The sequence below is a fragment of the Luteimonas sp. A537 genome (genome assembly GCF_054052065.1).
This window is the reverse complement of sequence record NZ_JBSVRH010000002.1, coordinates 123,477-141,297: the sequence shown is the minus strand read 5'-3', so window position 1 is coordinate 141,297 and position 17,821 is coordinate 123,477. Positions and strand designations below refer to the sequence as shown.

Here is a 17,821-nt window from a genome sequence, read left to right as displayed (position 1 = left end):
CGGGTGGTGGAGTCGCTTTCGGACACCGTGTGTTGCGGGTTGCGGGGTGTGGGCCGCGGGCTTCGTGGAGGAGCGTGCCCCTGCAAGGGGGGGCTGGACCGCCGCCTCAGCCATCCATGGCTGAAGCGGCTACCGCGCACGTCCATGTGCGCTGTCCATACCCACCCCGCAGTGTCCCGCGGCGCGGACCATCCAGATGGCATCTCTTTGGTGGCATCCCGTAGCCCCATCCATCATCAGGGAGCCAACGATCGCGGGCGTATCCTTCCAGCATCACCGAGTGGAGGACGTCATGGCTGCCAGGGATTTCCGGATCGAACACGACAGCATGGGCGAGCTTGAGGTGCCAGCCGATGCGCTCTGGGGCGCCTCGACGCAGCGCGCGGTGGAGAATTTCCCGGTCAGCGGGCGGCCGATGCCACGGGGTTTCATCCGGGCGCTGGGGCTGGTCAAGGCCGCGGCGGCCGAGGCCAACGCGGGCTTCGGGCTGCTGCCCAAGGGCCTGGCGGCATCGATCCGCAAGGCTGCCAACGAGGTCGCGGCCGGCGACCATGACGCGCACTTTCCGGTGGACATCTACCAGACGGGTTCGGGGACGTCCTCGAACATGAACGCCAACGAAGTGATCGCGACGCTCGCGACGCGCGCGGGCAAGCGGGCGGTGCATCCGAATGACCACGTCAATCTCGGCCAGAGTTCCAACGACGTGGTGCCGACGGCGCTGCGGGTGTCGGCGCAGCTGGCGGTGGTGGAGGAGCTGCTGCCGGCGCTGAAGCAGCTGCGCAAGAGCATCGACCGGAAGGGGCGCTCGCTGCGCAAGGTGGTGAAGACCGGGCGTACGCACCTCATGGATGCGATGCCGCTGACGTTCGCGCAGGAGTTCGGTGCCTGGTCCTCGCAGCTGGCCTCGGCCGAGGCGCGGCTGGGCGATGCGCTCAAGCGCCTGCGGCGGCTGCCGATCGGGGGCACGGCGATCGGTACCGGCATCAACGCCGATCCGCGCTTCGGCAAGGCGGTGGCCCGGGCGCTGTCGGCGGCGAGTGGAACGCGCTTCGACTCGGCCGATGACAAGTTCGAGGGCATCGCCTCGCAGGACGATGCGGTGGAGATGTCGGGCCAGCTCAACGTGCTGGCGGTGGCGCTGATGAAGATCGCCAACGATCTGCGCTGGATGAATTCGGGGCCGCTGGCCGGGCTCGGCGAGGTGGAACTGCCGGCGCTGCAGCCGGGCAGTTCGATCATGCCGGGCAAGGTCAATCCGGTGATCCCGGAGGCGACGGTGATGGCCTGCGCACAGGTGATGGGCCACCACGTGGCGGTGACGGTGGCGGGGCAGAGCGGCAATTTCCAGCTCAACGTGGCGCTGCCGCTGATCGCGGCCAACCTGCTGGAGTCGGTGGGGCTGCTGTCGGCGGTGTCGCGGCTGCTGGCGGAGCGGGTGATCGACGGCCTGGAGGTGCGCCGCGACGTGGTCGGGACGGCGCTGGAACGCAATCCGATCCTGGTGACCGCGCTCAATCCGGTGATCGGCTACGAGAAGGCGGCGGCGATCGCCAAGCAGGCCTATCGCGAGGGGCGGCCGGTGCTTGAGGTGGCGGTGGAGGCCACGGGAATGCCGGAGGCGAAGCTGCGCGCGCTGCTCGATCCGCTGGCGCTGACCCGCGGCGGGATCCACGACGGCGGTTGATGCGCTCGCTGCAGGAGCCACCCTCGCCTTTGTAGGAGCCGCTTTAGCGGCGATCGCCGCTACGGCTGTCCACGCGCATTCGCAAAGGCGATGGTGCGGGCGGTCGCGGCTAGCGCCCTTGCGGCGCCTGGTCCGTTGTTTCGGCGCGCGCCCTGGGTTCGGGAACCAGCAGGGTGTCGCAGGGGCTGGCGTCGAGGACTTCGCGGGCGACGCTGCCGATGAGCAGGTGGAACAGGGCGCCGCGGCCGTGCGTGGCCACGACCACCAGTCCGGCATCGATCGCCAGGGCGTGTTCGGCCATGCGGCGCGCGGCGTCGCCGTGCGCGGCGGCGACCGGCAGGCCGGCGTGGCCGTGGGCCACGACGAAATCGCGGGCCTTTTGCAGGACCGCTTCGTGCATGTCGCCCACGCCGCGTTCGCGGTCGCCGTCGCGCAGCCCGAGGTAGGGCGGTTCGAAGGCGGTGAACAGGCTGGTGGCGATTTCCGGGAAGAAGCCGCGCCCGACGTCGAGCGCATGCGCCGAGGACGTCGAGAAATCGCTGGCCACGACCATCCGTGCGTAGGGTGCGTGGACGCGGTCGCGCACGACCAGCAGCGGCAAGTGCCCGTGGCGCGACAGCCAGGTGACCGTCGAGCCCAGCAGGTGGCGTCCGAACAGGGCGTCGTGGGCGATGCCGGTCACCACCAGGCTGCAGCCGGCTTCGGTGGCCACGGATTCGACGCAGCTGCCGACCCGGCCTTCGCGCACCAGCAGTTCCAGCCGGACGTCGTCGGCGACCGGGCCGACGTCGCGGCGCAGGCGCGCGGCGGCGCGCAGCGCGGCCGGGCTTGCATGTGGCGACGGCGGCTGGTCGCGGCGCGGCGGCGGTTCGGGCGCGGGCTCGACCACGGTCAGCACGACGAGCCTGGCCTCCCATTCGCGCGCAAGCGCAACGGCGCGGTCCAGGGCGCGGTCGCAGCGCCCGTCCAGGTCGGTGGCGAGCAGGATGGCGCGCGGCGCATCGGGCTTCCAGACGATGTCGCTCATGTGGCTGAGGCCTCGCTCCGCGTGGCTGCGGCGTGGTCCATCCGAGTCTAGCCGCAAGCCGCCGCGGCGTCCGGCGGCCGCGGTTCAGCGCTTGCGGGGGATATCGACCTTGCCGGCCACGCCCTGGTGGTCGACCGAGCCGCTGCCCAGCGAACGCACGCGCAGGTCGCCGCCGATCACGCGGGCTTCTATGTCGCCCGAGCCGACCGAGCCCACTTCGACGCCGCCGCCGATGCGCTCGAGGCCGGCATCGCCGGAGCCGACCGAACCGATGTCGACCCCGCCGCCCACGTCGCGCAGCTCCAGGTCGCCGGAGCCGATGCTGCCCATGCGCGCGTCACCGCGGACCTTCCGGGCCGAGAGGTCGCCGGAGCCGATCGATCCGCCGTCCAGGCTGCCGATGTCCTGCAGCGTGATGTCGCCCGAACCGACGGTCGCCCTGACCTCGCCGCGGATGCCACGCGCCTCGGCATCGCCGGAACCCACGGTGAGGCCGAGCCGGGACAGGCCGTTCAGCCAGGCATCGCCGGAGCCGACCGTCACTTCGACCGGGATGCCGTCGGGCACGCTGCCGGACAGGTCGAACCAGGCGTAGTGGTCGCCGAAGAACGACCAGCCGCTGCGCTCCTCGCGGTTGAGGCGCACCACCAGGCGGTCGCCCTCGCGGGCCTGCTCCAGCTTCAGTCGCGCGAGCTCGTCCGCGCTCGAGGCGCAGGCGCGGCCCTGCAGGCTGCCGGCGCGCCCGGGCGTGCCGTCCAGGCGCAGCTTGCTGGCGCCAACGCGGAACTCCACCAGGCGTGCATCGCCGATGTCGAGCGCGAGCGACTGCGGTGCGCTGTGCTTGCAGGCGCGGTCGCCGTCGGCCAGGGCCGGGGTCGGCGCTGTCGCCAGGCAGAGGAGGGCGAGGGAGAACGTGGTGGCTGGAATGCGCATGGATAGCCTCGTGTCTTGGAGGGGCCGGAAGGCCCGGTTCGCGCCATGGGCGCGGCTGGCGGACCGGTCAGGCCGCGATGGTCTCGCCTGCGCCTGTACCGGGAGCGGCGTCGCCGGCGTGGTTCCCGCAGTCCTCGATATCTTCGGGCGTCATCGTCGCGTAGGGGGCGAAGGCCGGCAGCGCGCCGGCCAGCGACTGCTGGCTGTCGTACAGCGCCGGCAGCAGCGCGCAGAGCTTGAGCGCCTCGTCCTTGATCCTGTCCGCCTCGGCTTCGATCCGCGCTTCGTAGGCCTGGCGCCCCTCGTCGCCGCCAAACAGCGCCTCGCCGATCCCGGTCAGCGCGGTGCCCGCGACGTCCGCGCCCTGGGCGCCAATCGCCAGCCCGGCCAGCGCCACGTCCTCCAGCTGGCGGCGATGTGCAAGCAGCAGGGCGCGCTGTTCCGGAGTGGCCGGGACCGCCTCGCCTTCGATCAGCAGTTCGCCGTCGGGCGTGAGTTCGGCCTTGGGCAGCCCTTCGGCACCGTGCCCGCCGCCATAGCTGCGCCCGTTGATGGTGATCGCGAAGTCGTCGCCGATGCTCAGGTTCTTGGCCTTCAGGGCCTGGCTCGCCTTGGCGATCGCCTTGGCGGCCTGGCGACCGATGAAGGTCTTCCCGGCATCGGCATCGGCATCGGCGGCGCCTGGTGCGTCCGCGGCGGGCGGTGGGTCCGTTGCCGGGCTGCAGCCGGCGGCCAGCACGCAGAGCAGGGCGGCTGAAAGGGCGTGGGACGCGCGCATCCTGATGGTCATCGGTGTTCCTCCCGGGGTGGTCACGTGGGTCAGCCTTCGTCGCGCCAGCGGCGCAGGCGGGTGGCGATGAACAGCATGGCGATGCCGACCGCGGCGCCGATCCACAGCTCCGGCTGCAGCAGGTTGGAATAGATCGAGGAAGGCTCGATCAGGTGCAGCACTCCCTGCGATTCGATGTTGGCGTTGCCCAGGCGGCCGATGTCATCCCGGGTCAGCGGCACCACGCCAAGCAGCATGCGCGCGACGATGTTGCTCCAGAACCAACCGGCTTCCAGGCCGAGCATCCGCATCACGCTGAACATGCTGACGAAGACGCCGGCCAGCAGCGGGACCAGCACCGCCCAGAGGAAGGGCACGCTGCGTGCCCAGGCCGAGCACAGCATCAGCCAGCCGATGGTGGGCAGGGCCCAGAGCGCGTAGACCGGGATCGCCGCCAGCATCGACAGCGAGATCGCCAGTGGATTGCCCGGACCCCAGATCAGCTCCCAGGGGTTGCCGCCGTGGATCATCACAGTGACGCTCAGCAGGATCAGGAAGCCGAACATGGTGGCGATTGCGGCCAGGGTCGCCAGCAGCGGTATCACCACGATCGCGCTGAGCACCTTCGACAGCACGGTTTCGCCATCCGACAGCGGCAGCGACTTCCAGAACAGCACGCTGCGGTCCTTGCGCTCGTCATACAGCGCGCCCAGGCAGTAGAAGAACATCACGAAGACCATGACGATGTAGGGCCAGGCCGAGGACAGCATCATGGTCAGATCGATGCCACTGGCGAGCTGGGCCTTGTCGTCCGCGCTCATCTGCGCGGCAAGCAGGCCCAGGTCGAGGCCGTTGATCGACATCGAGCTGCCGTCGTTGAGGACGATGCCATCGCCGGTATCGGCATTGCGCATGCCGACCAGGGCGATGACGAGGAGCAGCGCGGTGAGCAACAGCGAAATCGCTCCGGCGATGAACGGTGCCCAGAAGAATCCTCCCCTGTGCTCCCAGTATTCGCGCCTGAGCAGCAGGCTGAAGCGCTGCGTATGGTTCGCCGGGGACTTGGCCACCGGCAGGCTGTCGGTCATGGCGTTCATCAGTAGGTTCCCTTCATGGTGGCGACGAAGAGGTCGGCGAGCCCCGGGGTGCGGGTTTCGCCGAAGGCGGCCAGCGCGCTGCGATCGGCGCGGTCGAAGAGCATCACGGTCTTGCCGAAGGGCAGGGCGCGTTCGTCCAGCGGACCGAGCGCGCGCGCGGCCTCGGCACGGCCGGCATCGACCAGCACTTCGGTGAAGCGTTCGGCGAGTTCGTCCATCGGTGCGTCCAGCACGATCCGGCCGTCGCGGATGAACAGGGCGTCGGTGAGGATGTGCTCGACCTCCTCGACCTGGTGGGTGGTGATGAGGATGGTCTTGTCCTCATCGAAATAGTCCTCCAGCAGGCGCTGGTAGAACTGTTTGCGATAAAGCACGTCGAGCCCGAGCGTGGGCTCGTCAAGCACCAGCAGGCGGGCGTCGATCGCCATCACCAGCGCCAGGTGCAGCTGCACGATCATGCCCTTGGACATCTCCCGTACCCGCATCTTCGGGGTCAGCTTGGTGTTGGCCAGGAAGCGCTCGCAGCGGGCGCGGTCGAAGCGCGGATGCACGCCTTCAACGAAGGCGATCGCCTCGCGCACCCGCATCCAGCGCGGCAGCACGGCGACGTCGGCGATGAAGCAGACGTCATTCATCAGCAGGTTGCGTTCGCTGCGCGGGTCGCGGCCGAGCACCGACAGCTCGCCCTGGAACGGGATCAGCCCGAGGATGGCCTTCAGCGCCGTGGTCTTGCCGGCGCCATTGGGGCCGACCAGGCCGACGATGCGGCCGCGTTCGATGCGGAAGCTGGTGCCATCGAGGGCACGCTTGCCCTTGTAGGCCTTGACCAGGCCGCGGGCGTCGATGACTGCGGATTCGTGTGCGTTCATGCGGAGTGTCCTTCGCGCAGCAGGTCTTCGGGCGAGAGGCCGAGCAGCCGGATACGCTCCAGCACCTGCGGCCATTCTTCGGTGAGGAATCGGTCGCGTTCGTTTCCGAGCAGCTTTTTGGACGCCTCCTCGGTGACGAACATGCCCAGGCCACGGCGCTTTTCGACCAGGGCCTCGTCGGCCAGCTCCTGGTAGGCGCGCGATACCGTGATCGGGTTGAGCTGGTATTCGGCGGCGACCTGGCGCACGGAGGGCAGGGCGTCGCCCGGCTTGAGCTGGCCATCGAGCATCATCGCGATGACCCGCTCCTTCAGTTGTCGGTAGATGGGAGCGCCATCGCTCCACTGGATGCCGGACATGGCTCAGCCTCCGATACGGCGCATGCCGTGCGCGAAAGAGAAATAGGGAAGCGCCAGTCCGCGGCGTGCACCCTTGGAGGCGCGAGGCCCGGAGAGGCCGGACGCGGAGTCATCGGCCGGCGCGTCGATGGCGGCCGCGGAAGGACCCGTTGTCCGGCTGTCGCTTTCGGCCGGGCTTGAGGCCAACAGGGCGGCGGCCAGGCATATGCCGGTGACGGACAATGCGATCAGGCTGTGGCTGAGCTTGCGGTCCATGGCGGAAGTCCTGCTCTGGATGACTGGTGTGGTATGAAACTATAACACCACCACACGCGTCGTCAAGCGTCTTCCCGCCCCAACTGATGGCAGGGGTTGCCGGCGATTGCCGGCGCCGGCCTCGCCCGCGACAATAGGCAGCTTGATGCCGCGGACCGCGGCCGGAGTCCAGGAGCATCCCCCGATGAAATCCACTCTGCGCGGCCTTGCCGCGCTGTCCCTCGCCGCGGCCCTGTCGCTGGCCCCCGCAATCGCACAGGAGAACGCCGTGCCGTCAACGGAACGTGAGAAGAACAGCTACATGATCGGCATGGACGTGGGACAGTCGATCGAGGCTGTCGGCCCGGACATCGACCGTGACGCATTCATGCGCGCGGTGACCCACGCGCTCGACGGCGGTGAGCCGCTCGTCACCGAGGCCGAGGCGGCAACGATCGCTCCGGCGCTGATGCAGCGGATTGCCGCCCGCAGCGGCCAGCAGGTTCCCGGCATGGCGCCGGGCAGCGAGCCGGCGGCGGTGGATCGCGACAAGGTCGGCCTGATCGTGGGCGCCGATGTCGGGCGGTCGCTGGCGCCGGTGAAGGACGAGCTCGACCTGGCGATGTTCGCCCGCGGCGTCGGCACGATGTTCGACGGTGGCACGCCGCTGCTGGCCGAAGCCGAGCTGGCAACGATCCGCGAGGCCTTCGGCAAGCGCATGCAGGAGCGCGCCCGCGCCGAGAGCGAGGCGGCCGCGCAGACGAACAGCGCCGCAGGCACCGAATTCCTCGCCGGCAACAAGACCGCCAAGGGCGTGGTGACCACGGGCTCGGGCCTGCAGTACATGGTGCTGCGCCAGGGGTCGGGTCCGCGGCCGACCGCTGATTCGCGGGTGCGCGTGCACTACGAGGGCAAGCTGCTCGACGGCAGCATCTTCGACAGCTCCTACGAGCGCAACGATCCGGCGACCTTCGGCCTCGGCCAGGTGATCGCAGGTTGGACCGAGGGCCTGCAGCTGATGCCGGTGGGCGCCAAGTACCGCTTCTGGATCCCGTCCGAACTCGCCTACGGACGCAATGGTTCCCCGGGTGGCATTCCCCCGAATTCCACCCTGGTCTTCGACGTCGAACTCCTGCAGCTGCACTGATCGCGGCTCTCCGCCCCCCTTTTCCCGAGGTACACCGATGAACACCGCCGTCCGCACCATCGCGACCAGCCTGCTGGCCGCATCGCTCCTCGTCGCCCTTGGCGCCTGCAAGAAGATCGAGCCCGAGGCCGACAAGGCAGAAGCCGCCGAGGGGACTCCCGCCGAGCTCGACATCAAGGGCCTGCCGACCGAGAAGCACCAGGCGGGCTATGCCATCGGCCTGCAGGTCGGTGCCACGCTTTCCGAGATCAAGGACGAGGTCGATTTCGATGCCCTGGTCAAGGCCATGCGTACGGCGATGAACGGCGAGGAGCCGCTGATGGACGAAGCGCAGGCGCGGCAGGCCTTCGAAGCCTTCGGCCAGCGCATGCAGACGAAGATGGCGTCGGGCAACCGCGAGGCCTCCGAGGCATTCCTCGCCGCAAACGCAGGTCAGGAAGGCGTCGAGGTCACCGCGTCCGGCCTGCAGTACAAGGTGCTGGAGCAGGGCGATGGTCCCAAGCCCGGCCCCGAAAGCCGGGTGAGCGTGCATTACAAGGGCACGCTGGTCGACGGCACCGTGTTCGACAGCTCCTACGATCGCGGCGAGCCCGCCGTGTTCACCCTGTCCAGCGTGGTCCCGGGCTGGCAGGAAGGCCTGCAGCTGATGCCGGCCGGCAGCAAGTACATGCTGTGGCTGCCCAGCGATCTCGGCTATGGCGACATGGGCACCCCGGGCGGCCCGATCGCCCCGGGCAGCGCACTGGTGTTCGAGGTCGAGCTGCTCGAAATCCTGGATTCCCCGACGGAGTAAGCGCATGCGCGTCAGCATCTTCGGCACCGGCTACGTTGGCCTGGTGACCGGCACCTGCCTGGCCGAGGTCGGCCATGAGGTGATCTGCGTCGATGTCGACGCGGGCAAGATCGAGCGCCTCGGCCAGGGGATCATCCCGATCTACGAGCCGGGCCTCGAGCCGATGGTGAAGTCCAACCATGCTGCCGGCCGGCTGGATTTCACCACCGATGCCGCGCGCGCCATCGCCCATGGCGAGGTGGTGTTCATCGCCGTGGGCACGCCGCCCGACGAGGACGGCAGCGCCGACCTGCAGTACGTGCTGACGGTGGCGCGCACCATTGGCGAACACCTCGAGCGCCCGGCGATCGTGGTCGACAAGTCCACGGTGCCGGTGGGCACCGCCGACCGCGTGCGCGAAACCATCGCCGCGGCTTTGGCCGCGCGTGGCGTCGACATCGCGTTCGACGTGGTGTCCAACCCCGAGTTCCTGAAGGAGGGCGCCGCGGTCGAGGACTGCATGCGCCCCGACCGCATCGTGCTCGGTGCCGACAATCCGGCGGCGGTGGAGCGGCTCAAGCGCCTGTATGCACCGTTCAACCGCAACCATGATCGTTTCGTGGTCATGGACGTGCGGTCGGCGGAGCTCACCAAGTACGCGGCCAACGCGATGCTCGCGACCAAGATCAGCTTCATGAACGAGATCGCCAACATCGCCGAGAAAGTCGGCGCCGACGTCGAGATGGTGCGCAAGGGCATCGGCTCGGATCCACGCATCGGCTGGCATTTCATCTATCCCGGCGCCGGCTACGGCGGCTCGTGCTTCCCCAAGGACGTGCAGGCACTGGCGCGCACCGCGCAGCAGGTCGGCCACGAGCCGCTGCTGCTGGACGCCGTGGAAGCGGTCAACGAGCGCCAGAAGGGCCACCTGCACGAGCTGGTGCAGCGCCACTATGGCGAGGCGGGCATCGCGGGCAAGACCTTTGCCGTCTGGGGCCTGGCGTTCAAGCCGGATACCGACGACATGCGCGATGCCTCCAGCCGTCGCCTGCTGGCGCAGCTCTGGGAGTCGGGTGCGTGCGTTCGCGCCTACGATCCCGAGGCCGCCAACGAGGCCCGGCGGATCTTCGGCGAGCGTGACGATCTGGAACTCAGCGAATCGGCGCAGAAGGCGCTCGAAGGTGCGGACGCGCTGGTCGTGGTCACGGAGTGGAAGGAGTTCCGCAGCGTCGACCTCGCGCAGCTGCGCTCGCAGCTCGCCGATGCGGTGGTCTTCGACGGCCGCAACATCTACCGTCCCGAAGACGCCGAGGGCGCCGGCCTGGCGTACTACGGCATCGGCCGCGGACGCTCGGTGCGGGCCGCCTGATCCATGTCCAGCGGGCTTGAATCACGCGTGGTGGAACTGGAGACGCGCCTGGCGTTCCAGGAGCACGCGCTGTCCGAACTCAGCGATGCCCTGGCCGACGCCCGGCGCGAGCTGAGCCGCAACGACGCGCTGCTGCGCCGAGCGCTCGACGAACTGCACGCCAACCGCCCCGGGGTGACCGGCGATCCCGCCGATGAACCACCTCCGCCGCATTACTGAAGAACGATGAGCGATTCGCTGAAAGACCAGTTGCTGGGACTTGGCTTCAAGCCGGCCCCGGCTCCAGACAGGCCCAAGGGCCCCCGCGGCAAGGACGGCCCGGGTGCCAAGGGTGGCGCTGCAGCCGCGCCTGGCGCGCATCACCGGAACCGGCGGGGGCCACAAAGTGGCAAGGGCCCGCAGGACGAGCGGGGCCCGCGTGACGGCAAGGGTCCGCAGCGTGCGAAGGGCCCGCAGGGCGGCAGGGGACCGGGCGATGGCGGGCGCCGTCGCGCCGCGGGTCCCGAGGGTGACATCGACCTCGCCAAGGCTTTCGCGATCCGTGCCCAGCGCGAGAAGGACGATCGCATCCGCGCCGAGCGCGAGAAGCAGGAAGCCGCGCGCCAGCGCCGCGAAGCCCAGGCAAAGCTGGCCTCGCTGCTCGAGGGCAAGGGCCTGAACGCCGCCGACGCGGAACACGTCCGCCACTTCGAATACGGCGGCAAGATCAAGCGCGTCCACGTGACCGCCGACCAGCTTCGCGCGCTCAACGCCGGCGAACTCGGCCTGGTGCAGCTCAACGGCCGCTACCTGGTGGTGACCACGGCCGTCCTCGCGGAAGCCGAAGCCGTGTATCCGCAGGCCGTTGCGCTGAAGGTCGACCCGGACGCACCGGTTTCCGACGACCCGTACTCCGATCCCCAGTACCAGGTGCCTGACGATCTGATCTGGTAGGGGCGTAGAGCTTTTTGCCACGGATTTACGCGGATATTCGCGGATGGAGCAAAAGCGTTTCATGTAGGAGCAGCTATAGCTGCGACCTGGAGACCTCCCCGGCTCAGATGGATCGGATCGCAGCTATAGCTGCTCCTACAAACGCATGTGGCTTTTGCCCTATCCGCGAATATCCGCGTAAATCCGTGGCAAAAGGCATTTGCTCTATCCAGCTCCGGCACGGCCTCTCCGCGGCACGACCCAGACCCAGGCGATCACGCAGCCGAGCAGGGCGAAGCCGCCGGCGGCGAGGAAGGCCACGCGGCCGTCGCCGTGGGGCCAGAGCTGGCCGGCGATGAGGGCGCCCAGCACGCCGCCGAGTCCTGACGAGAAGCCGTAGAACAGGCCCTGTGCGTGGCCGTTGAGCGCGCCGGGGAAGTGGCGCGCGAGCAGCTGCATCGCCGCCGCGAAGAAGGCCGCGAAGCTCAGCGCGTGCGTGGCCTGGGCGACCAGCATCACCGGCATGCTCTCCGGCCACAGCGCGGTCGCCCACCAGCGCAGCACGGCGCTGGCCATCGAACCCAGCAGCAGCCAGCTCGGGTCCCATCGCCTGAAGACGGTCGAGATAGTGAAGAACACCGCGACCTCGAACACCACGCCCACGGTCCACATCAGACCCAGGGTCGAAGTCGCATAGCCGAGGCTGTCCATGTAGACCGAGAAGAAGGTGTAGTACGGGCCGAAGGACAGCTGCTCCAGGAAGCAGGCGACCAGGAAGGCCGCCACCTGCGGCTGGCGCACGATCCTCCAGAAGCCCGGACCCGCGGGTCCCCTCGGACCGACATGGCCTGCGTCCGAGTTCGCGAAGGCGCTCACCGCCATCAGGACGAACAGGGGCAGCATCGCCCAGGGCAGGATCGCGGCGCCGTGGCGTTCGATCAGCCAGCCGAAGCTGGTGGTGACGATGATGAAGCCGATCGAACCCCAGACCCGGATCGCTCCGTAGCGATGGGCCTCGGCGCCGAGGTGGCCGAGCGTGATCGCCTCGAACTGCGGCATCACCGCGTTGTAGAAGAAGCAGAACGCGACCATCACCGCGAACAGCGTCCATTCCGGCTGCCCGGGCAGGAAGCAGGCGAAGCTCAACGCGGTCAGCACGCTGCCGATGCGCAGCCAGCGGATCGGGCGCGGCGAGGTGGCGGCAAGCGTTGCCCACGCGGTGGGCGCAACCACGCGTGTCGCGTACCACAGGCTCATCATCACGCTGATGGCGGTGATGGACATGCCACGCGACTGCAGGTGCATCGCCCAGTACGGCGTGAACGCGCCGAGCGCCGCGTAATAGGTGAAGTAGAAGCTCGACAGCCGTACGGCCGGTACGGTCGCGGTCGTGCGTGGATCCGGGGTCATCGCGCTGCCGTGGGGCCGGGTTATTCCGGATCGTAGTCGAGGTTGGAGGCCAGCCAGCGTTCGGCGTCGGCCAGGGGCACGCCGCGGCGGCGGGCGTAGTCGGCCGCCTGGTCCTTGCCGACGCGCCCGACCACGAAGTACTTGCTGCCGGGGTGGCTGAAGTAGTAGCCGGAAACGGCCGCGGTGGGCAGCATCGCGAAGCCGTGGGTCAGCTCCATGCCGGCGTTGCCGGTGGCATCGAGCACGCGGAACAGCTGCTCCTTGGGGCTGTGGTCCGGGCAGGCCGGGTAGCCGGGCGCGGGGCGGATGCCACGATACGCTTCGGCAATCAGCGCAGCGTTGTCCAGCGTTTCATCGGGCGCGTAGCCCCAGTACACGGTGCGCACGCGGCGGTGCAGGTGCTCGGCGAGGGCTTCGGCCAGGCGGTCGGCCAGGGCCTTGAGCAGGATGCTGCGGTAGTCGTCATGGTCGGCGCGGAAGCGTTCCAGGTGCGGCTCGATGCCGATGCCGGCGGTGACCGCGAACATGCCCATCCAGTCGCGCAGGCCGGTGTCCTTCGGCGCGATGAAGTCGGCCAGGCAAAAGTCCGGACGTTCGACGGGCTTGTCGACCTGCTGGCGGAGGAAGGGGACGGTGATGACTTCTTCTCCCGCGAACTTGCCCCCATCCGCCCTTTGGACACCTTGCAGATACAGTTCGACGTCGTCGCCAACGCTGTTGGCGGGGAAGAGGCCGAACACCGCCTTCGCGGTCAGCCACTTCTCGCTGATGATGGTGTCGAGCATTTCGCGGGCGTCGCGATACAGCTCGCTGGCGGCGGTGCCAACGACCTCGTCGGTCAGGATCGCCGGATAGCGGCCGGCCAGCTCCCAGGCCTGGAAGAAGGGCGTCCAATCGATGGTGTCGACCAGGTCGGCGATTGGATAGTCGTCGAACGAGGTGATGCCGGGTCTGGCAGGCTGCGGTGGGGAATAATCGCTCCAGCCACCGTCGAAGCGCTGCCCGCGCGCCTTCTCCAGCGAAACCAGCCGCTTGGCGTCGCCGCGGTTGCGGTGGCGCTGGCGGATCTCGGCGTAGTCGGCTTCGCTCGCGGCAACAAACGGCGCGCGCAGCTCCGGCGACACCAGCGACTGCGCCACGCCGACCGCGCGCGAGGCGTCCTTGACCCAGATCGTCGGCGACCTGTAGTGCGGATCGATCTTGAGCGCGGTGTGCGCGCGCGACGTGGTGGCGCCGCCGATCATCAGCGGGATGGTCATGCCCTGGCGCTGCATCTCGCGCGCCACGTGGCCCATCTCCTCGAGCGACGGCGTGATCAGGCCCGACACGCCGATCATGTCGGCGTTTTCGGCGATCGCGGTGTCGATGATCTTCTGTGCCGGCACCATCACCCCGAGGTCGATCACCTCGAAGTTGTTGCAGGCCAGCACCACGCCGACGATGTTCTTGCCGATGTCGTGGACGTCGCCCTTGACGGTCGCCATCACGATCTTGCCGTTGTTCTTGCCAGTGTCGCCGGTGCGCAGCTTCTCGGCCTCGATGAAGGGCAGCAGGTGGGCCACGGCCTTCTTCATCACCCGCGCCGACTTCACCACCTGCGGCAGGAACATCTTGCCGGCGCCGAACAGGTCGCCGACCACGTTCATGCCGTCCATCAGCGGGCCTTCGATCACGTCCAGCGGGCGCGTCGACAGCAGGCGGGCCTCTTCGGTGTCCTCGACCACGTACTGGTCGAGGCCATGCACCAGGGCGTGGCTGAGGCGCGCGCGCACGTCCCGCTCGCGCCAGGCGAGGTCCTCTTCCTGCTTCCTGCCCTTGCTGCCCTTGTAGCGCTCGGCCAATGCCAGCAGGCGCTCGGTGCTGTCGGGGCGGCGGTTGAGAACGACGTCCTCGACGTGCTCGCGCAGCTCGGGATCGATGTCGTCGTAGATCGTCATCGCGCCGGCGTTGACGATGCCCATGTCCATGCCCGCGGCAATGGCGTGGTAGAGGAACACAGAATGGATCGCCTGGCGCACGGTCTCGTTGCCGCGGAACGCGAACGAAACGTTGGAAACGCCGCCGGAGACGTGGCAGTGCGGCAGCGTCGCCCTGATGATGCGGGTCGCCTCGATGAAGTCGACGGCGTAGTTGTTGTGCTCGTCCAGGCCGGTGGCGATCGCGAAGATGTTCGGGTCGAAGATGATGTCCTCGGGCGGAAACCCGACTTCGTCCACCAGGATCCGGTAGGCGCGGGTGCAGATCGCGACCTTGCGCTCGGCGGTGTCGGCCTGGCCGTCCTCGTCGAAGGCCATGACCACCGCCGCGGCGCCGTAGCGCAGCACCTTGCGCGCCTGCTCGACGAACTGCGCCTCGCCCTCCTTGAGCGAGATCGAGTTCACCACGCCCTTGCCTTGCAGGCACTTCAGCCCGGCCTCGATCACCTCCCACTTCGAGGAGTCGACCATCACCGGGATGCGCGCGATGTCGGGCTCGGACGCGATCAGGGTGAGGAAGCGCGTCATCGCCTTCGCAGAGTCGATCAGCCCCTCGTCCATGTTGACGTCGAGGATCTGCGCGCCGCTCGCCACCTGCTGCCGCGCGACCTCGACGGCCTCTTCGAAGCGGTCCTCCTTGATCAGCTTCTTGAACTTCGCGCTGCCGGTGACATTGGTGCGCTCGCCGACGTTGACGAACAGCAGCTCGGGCGTGATCACCAGCGGCTCGAGGCCCGAGAGCCGCGTGTACCTGGGCGTGCTCATCGGGACACCTCGCAGTTTTTTTGCCACGGATTTACGCGGATGGGGCGCGGATTTGCACGGATAGGACAAGTGCTGTTTTTTGCCGCGGATTTACGCGGATGAACGCGGATAGAGCAAGAGCTGTTCTTTGCCACGGATTGACGCGGATAAACGCGGATAGAGCAAAGAGTTGCCGGGATAAAGCTAGAGGGCCGTCCGGATAAGGCCACCCCACCAGAATCAAAACCACTCAAAGCGCTTTCCGCTCTATCCGCGTTCATCCGCGCAAATCCGTGGCAAAAAGTCTTTTCCGCTCTTTCCGCTCTATCTGCGTAGATCCGCCCTGATCCGCGCAGATCCGTGGCAAAAATCTTCATGCCGCATCCTCCAACGACCCCGGCAGCCGGCGCGGCGGAAGCCCCCGGACGGCCTCGGCGATGGCGCGGATATGGGCAGGCGTCGTGCCGCAGCAGCCGCCGACGAGGTTCAGCAGCCCGGAGCGGGCGAATTCTTCCAGCGTGGCCGCGGTCTCTTCCGGGGTTTCGTCGTACTCGGCGAAGGCATTCGGCAGGCCGGCGTTGGGATGGGCGCTGACGAAGCAGTCGGCGACCCGGGCCAGGGTTTCGACGTGCGGGCGCAGGTCCTTCGCGCCCAGCGCGCAATTGAGCCCCACCGCCAGCGGGCGCGAATGCGAGACCGAGATGTGGAAGGCCTCGGCGGTCTGGCCGGAGAGCGTGCGCCCCGAGGCGTCGGTGATGGTGCCCGAGACCATCACCGGCAGGCGGGCGCCGCGGGCGTCGAAGGCTTCTTCGATCGCGAACAGCGCGGCCTTGGCGTTGAGGGTGTCGAAGACGGTCTCGACCATCAGCACGTCGGCGCCGCCGTCGATCAGGCCGTCGATGGCCACGCGGTAGTCCTCGCGCAGGGCGTCGAAGCTGGTGTTGCGGAAGCCGGGGTCGCCCACGTCCGGGCTGATCGAGGCGGTGCGGCTGGTCGGCCCGACGACGCCGATCACGAAGCGGGGCTTTCCGGGCGTCATGGCTTCCGCGGCGTCGCAGCAGGCGCGGGCCAGGCGCGCGCCTTCCAGGTTGAGCTCGCGCACCAGGTGCGGAAGGCGGTAGTCGGCCTGGCTGACCGCGGTCGCGTTGAAGGTGTTGGTTTCGACCAGGTCGGCACCGGCGTCCAGGTAGGCATCGTGCACGGCGGCGATGATGTCCGGGCGGGTGAGGGTCAGGAGGTCGTTGTTGCCCTTGAGGTCATGGCCGGCGCCATCGCCGGGATGCAGGCTGTCGAAGCCTCCGGCGAAGCGCTCGCCGCGGTAGTCGCTCTCTTCCAGCCGGTGGCGCTGGATCATGGTGCCCATCGCGCCGTCGATGACCAGGATGCGCTCGGCCAGCGCGGCGTCGAGCAGCGCGACGCGCGCGGGATGGAGCCAAGGAGGCCGGCTCATGGCTTGCCCGCGATCAGGGAGACGACTTCGAAGTGCGGTGGGCGCTTTTCGCGGGTGACCGTCTCCGAGGACTGCAGCACGAGCCCGGCCTTGTCGACGAAGCGGCGCAGCTCCTTCTCGGTGAAGCCGAGGTTGATGTGCCCAAAGGCCTCGACTGCGGCGCGGTGGCCGTGGCGGGCCAGGCTGCTGAGCAGCAGGCGCCCGCCAGGGCGCAGCACGCGCGCCGCCTCGGCGACCGACAGCGCGGGCTTGGCCGCATAGGTCAGCGCGTGCATCAGCACCACCAGGTCGAAGCCGCCGTCGGCGAAGGGCAGGGCATGCATGTCGGCCTCGCGGACTTCGACGTTGCGGTAGCGCTTCAGCCGCTCCTGCGCCGCGGCGACCACGCGGGGACTGGTGTCGATGCAGACGTAGCGCTGCGCATGGGGTGCCAGCAGTTCGGCCAGCACGCCGTCGCCGGAGGCGATGTCGAGCACGTCACCGGTTTCCAGCAGCGGCAGCGCTGAGCGCGCCATCGCCTCCCAGGTGCGGCCGGGGGAATAATGGCGCTCCATGTCGCCTGCGACCGAGTCGGCCCAGTTCTGGTCGGCGGCCCGCATCGCCAGCACCCCGGCCACGCGTTCGGCGTCCTGGCGCAGCAGTGGATCGTCGCTGCCCTCGCGCAGGGTCTGCCACAACGCCCGCTGCGCCGGGTCCAGGCGGTCTTCGTCGAAACGGTAATAGGCGGAAACGCCGGCGCGCCGGTCGCGGACGAGGCCGGCTTCCTTGAGTCGCGCCAGGTGGGTGGAGACGCGCGGCTGGGCCAGGCGGGTGATGGCCGAGAGCTCGGCGACCGTGAGTTCCTCGCCGTCGAGCAGCGCCAGCAGGCGCACCCGCGTGGCATCGGCCAGCACCTTGAGGTGGCTCGACCAGGCTTCCAGATCCATATATATCTTCCCATCGCGATATAGAGATGCATTGTCCGACGGGATCCGGGCAGGGTCAAGCAGGTCCGGGCCGCCACCCGGGTGGCGTCGCGCCGGCGTTCAACGGGTGGACTCTCGAAGCCGCGCGGCGGGCAGGCTAG

At 68.7% G+C, this 17,821-nt stretch carries 18 protein-coding genes; 6 read left to right on the top strand and 12 right to left on the bottom strand.

Annotated elements, in window-relative coordinates:
* The first annotated feature begins 292 nt into the window (after positions 1–292).
* Positions 293–1,687, top strand: coding sequence for a class II fumarate hydratase (locus tag ACW7GZ_RS04585; RefSeq protein WP_457008086.1), 1,395 nt, complete (start codon positions 293–295; stop codon positions 1,685–1,687).
* 109 nt (positions 1,688–1,796) lie between these two features.
* Here the strand turns inward: ACW7GZ_RS04585 and ACW7GZ_RS04580 are convergent, their stop codons facing one another.
* The 7 genes from ACW7GZ_RS04580 to ACW7GZ_RS04550 all read right to left on the bottom strand — a co-directional run bounded on the left by ACW7GZ_RS04580 (position 1,797) and on the right by ACW7GZ_RS04550 (position 6,996).
* Complete coding sequence (locus ACW7GZ_RS04580; RefSeq protein ID WP_457003720.1) at positions 1,797–2,714, bottom strand: universal stress protein; 918 nt, start codon at positions 2,712–2,714, stop codon at positions 1,797–1,799.
* A gap of 84 nt (positions 2,715–2,798) precedes the next feature.
* Positions 2,799–3,647 carry a hypothetical protein gene (locus ACW7GZ_RS04575; RefSeq protein WP_457008084.1) on the bottom strand — a complete coding sequence of 283 codons (849 nt, stop codon included), beginning with the start codon at positions 3,645–3,647 and terminating at the stop codon, positions 2,799–2,801.
* Positions 3,648–3,714: 67 nt separating this feature from the next.
* Positions 3,715–4,437, bottom strand: a complete 723-nt coding sequence (locus ACW7GZ_RS04570; protein ID WP_457008082.1) for a hypothetical protein — start codon at positions 4,435–4,437, stop codon at positions 3,715–3,717.
* A 29-nt stretch (positions 4,438–4,466) separates the two neighbouring features.
* Entirely contained in the window at positions 4,467–5,504 is a 1,038-nt protein-coding gene (locus ACW7GZ_RS04565) for a hypothetical protein (protein ID WP_457008611.1), read from the bottom strand.
* An 8-nt stretch (positions 5,505–5,512) separates the two neighbouring features.
* Positions 5,513–6,382 (bottom strand): ABC transporter ATP-binding protein, encoded by an 870-nt coding sequence (locus ACW7GZ_RS04560; RefSeq protein WP_457003726.1) that lies wholly within the window; start codon positions 6,380–6,382, stop codon positions 5,513–5,515.
* Positions 6,379–6,741, bottom strand: a complete 363-nt coding sequence (locus ACW7GZ_RS04555; RefSeq protein WP_457003728.1) for a GntR family transcriptional regulator — start codon at positions 6,739–6,741, stop codon at positions 6,379–6,381. The genes ACW7GZ_RS04560 and ACW7GZ_RS04555 overlap by 4 nt, the downstream gene beginning before the upstream one ends.
* Positions 6,742–6,744: 3 nt before the next feature.
* Positions 6,745–6,996 (bottom strand): hypothetical protein, encoded by a 252-nt coding sequence (locus tag ACW7GZ_RS04550; protein ID WP_457003729.1) that lies wholly within the window; start codon positions 6,994–6,996, stop codon positions 6,745–6,747.
* Between the two features lie 184 nt (positions 6,997–7,180).
* On the opposite strand from ACW7GZ_RS04550, the gene ACW7GZ_RS04545 reads away from it, so the two are divergent.
* Genes ACW7GZ_RS04545 through ACW7GZ_RS04525 form a run of 5 tightly spaced genes read left to right on the top strand, consistent with a single transcriptional unit; the run spans position 7,181 to position 11,196 of the window.
* On the top strand, positions 7,181–8,122 hold the full coding sequence (locus ACW7GZ_RS04545) for an FKBP-type peptidyl-prolyl cis-trans isomerase N-terminal domain-containing protein (protein WP_457003731.1): 942 nt from the start codon (positions 7,181–7,183) through the stop codon (positions 8,120–8,122).
* 37 nt (positions 8,123–8,159) lie between these two features.
* Positions 8,160–8,915: an FKBP-type peptidyl-prolyl cis-trans isomerase gene (locus ACW7GZ_RS04540; protein WP_457003732.1), complete on the top strand. Its 756-nt coding sequence runs from the start codon at positions 8,160–8,162 to the stop codon at positions 8,913–8,915.
* A gap of 4 nt (positions 8,916–8,919) precedes the next feature.
* The gene (locus ACW7GZ_RS04535) at positions 8,920–10,263 is read left to right on the top strand and encodes a UDP-glucose dehydrogenase family protein (RefSeq protein WP_457008080.1); all 1,344 of its coding nucleotides are present in this window, start codon (positions 8,920–8,922) and stop codon (positions 10,261–10,263) included.
* 3 nt (positions 10,264–10,266) lie between these two features.
* Positions 10,267–10,482 (top strand): SlyX family protein, encoded by a 216-nt coding sequence (locus tag ACW7GZ_RS04530; protein WP_457003736.1) that lies wholly within the window; start codon positions 10,267–10,269, stop codon positions 10,480–10,482.
* 6 nt (positions 10,483–10,488) lie between these two features.
* Positions 10,489–11,196 carry a DUF2058 domain-containing protein gene (locus ACW7GZ_RS04525; RefSeq protein ID WP_457008077.1) on the top strand — a complete coding sequence of 236 codons (708 nt, stop codon included), beginning with the start codon at positions 10,489–10,491 and terminating at the stop codon, positions 11,194–11,196.
* 204 nt (positions 11,197–11,400) lie between these two features.
* On the opposite strand, the gene ACW7GZ_RS04520 is transcribed toward ACW7GZ_RS04525, so the two are convergent.
* The 5 genes from ACW7GZ_RS04520 to ACW7GZ_RS04500 are packed head-to-tail and all read right to left on the bottom strand — an operon-like array spanning position 11,401 to position 17,681.
* The gene (locus ACW7GZ_RS04520; RefSeq protein WP_457008075.1) at positions 11,401–12,585 is read right to left on the bottom strand and encodes an MFS transporter; all 1,185 of its coding nucleotides are present in this window, start codon (positions 12,583–12,585) and stop codon (positions 11,401–11,403) included.
* A 20-nt stretch (positions 12,586–12,605) separates the two neighbouring features.
* A complete protein-coding gene (gene metH, locus ACW7GZ_RS04515; protein WP_457008073.1) occupies positions 12,606–15,326 on the bottom strand; it encodes a methionine synthase in 2,721 nt (906 codons plus the stop codon).
* A complete protein-coding gene (locus ACW7GZ_RS04510) occupies positions 15,323–15,682 on the bottom strand; it encodes a hypothetical protein (protein ID WP_457008071.1) in 360 nt (119 codons plus the stop codon). Before ACW7GZ_RS04510 ends, metH begins: the two co-directional genes overlap by 4 nt.
* Positions 15,679–16,755 (bottom strand): homocysteine S-methyltransferase family protein, encoded by a 1,077-nt coding sequence (locus ACW7GZ_RS04505; RefSeq protein ID WP_457008069.1) that lies wholly within the window; start codon positions 16,753–16,755, stop codon positions 15,679–15,681. Before ACW7GZ_RS04505 ends, ACW7GZ_RS04510 begins: the two co-directional genes overlap by 4 nt.
* Positions 16,752–17,681 (bottom strand): ArsR/SmtB family transcription factor, encoded by a 930-nt coding sequence (locus tag ACW7GZ_RS04500; RefSeq protein WP_457003747.1) that lies wholly within the window; start codon positions 17,679–17,681, stop codon positions 16,752–16,754. The genes ACW7GZ_RS04505 and ACW7GZ_RS04500 overlap by 4 nt, the downstream gene beginning before the upstream one ends.
* Positions 17,682–17,821 lie beyond the last annotated feature (140 nt).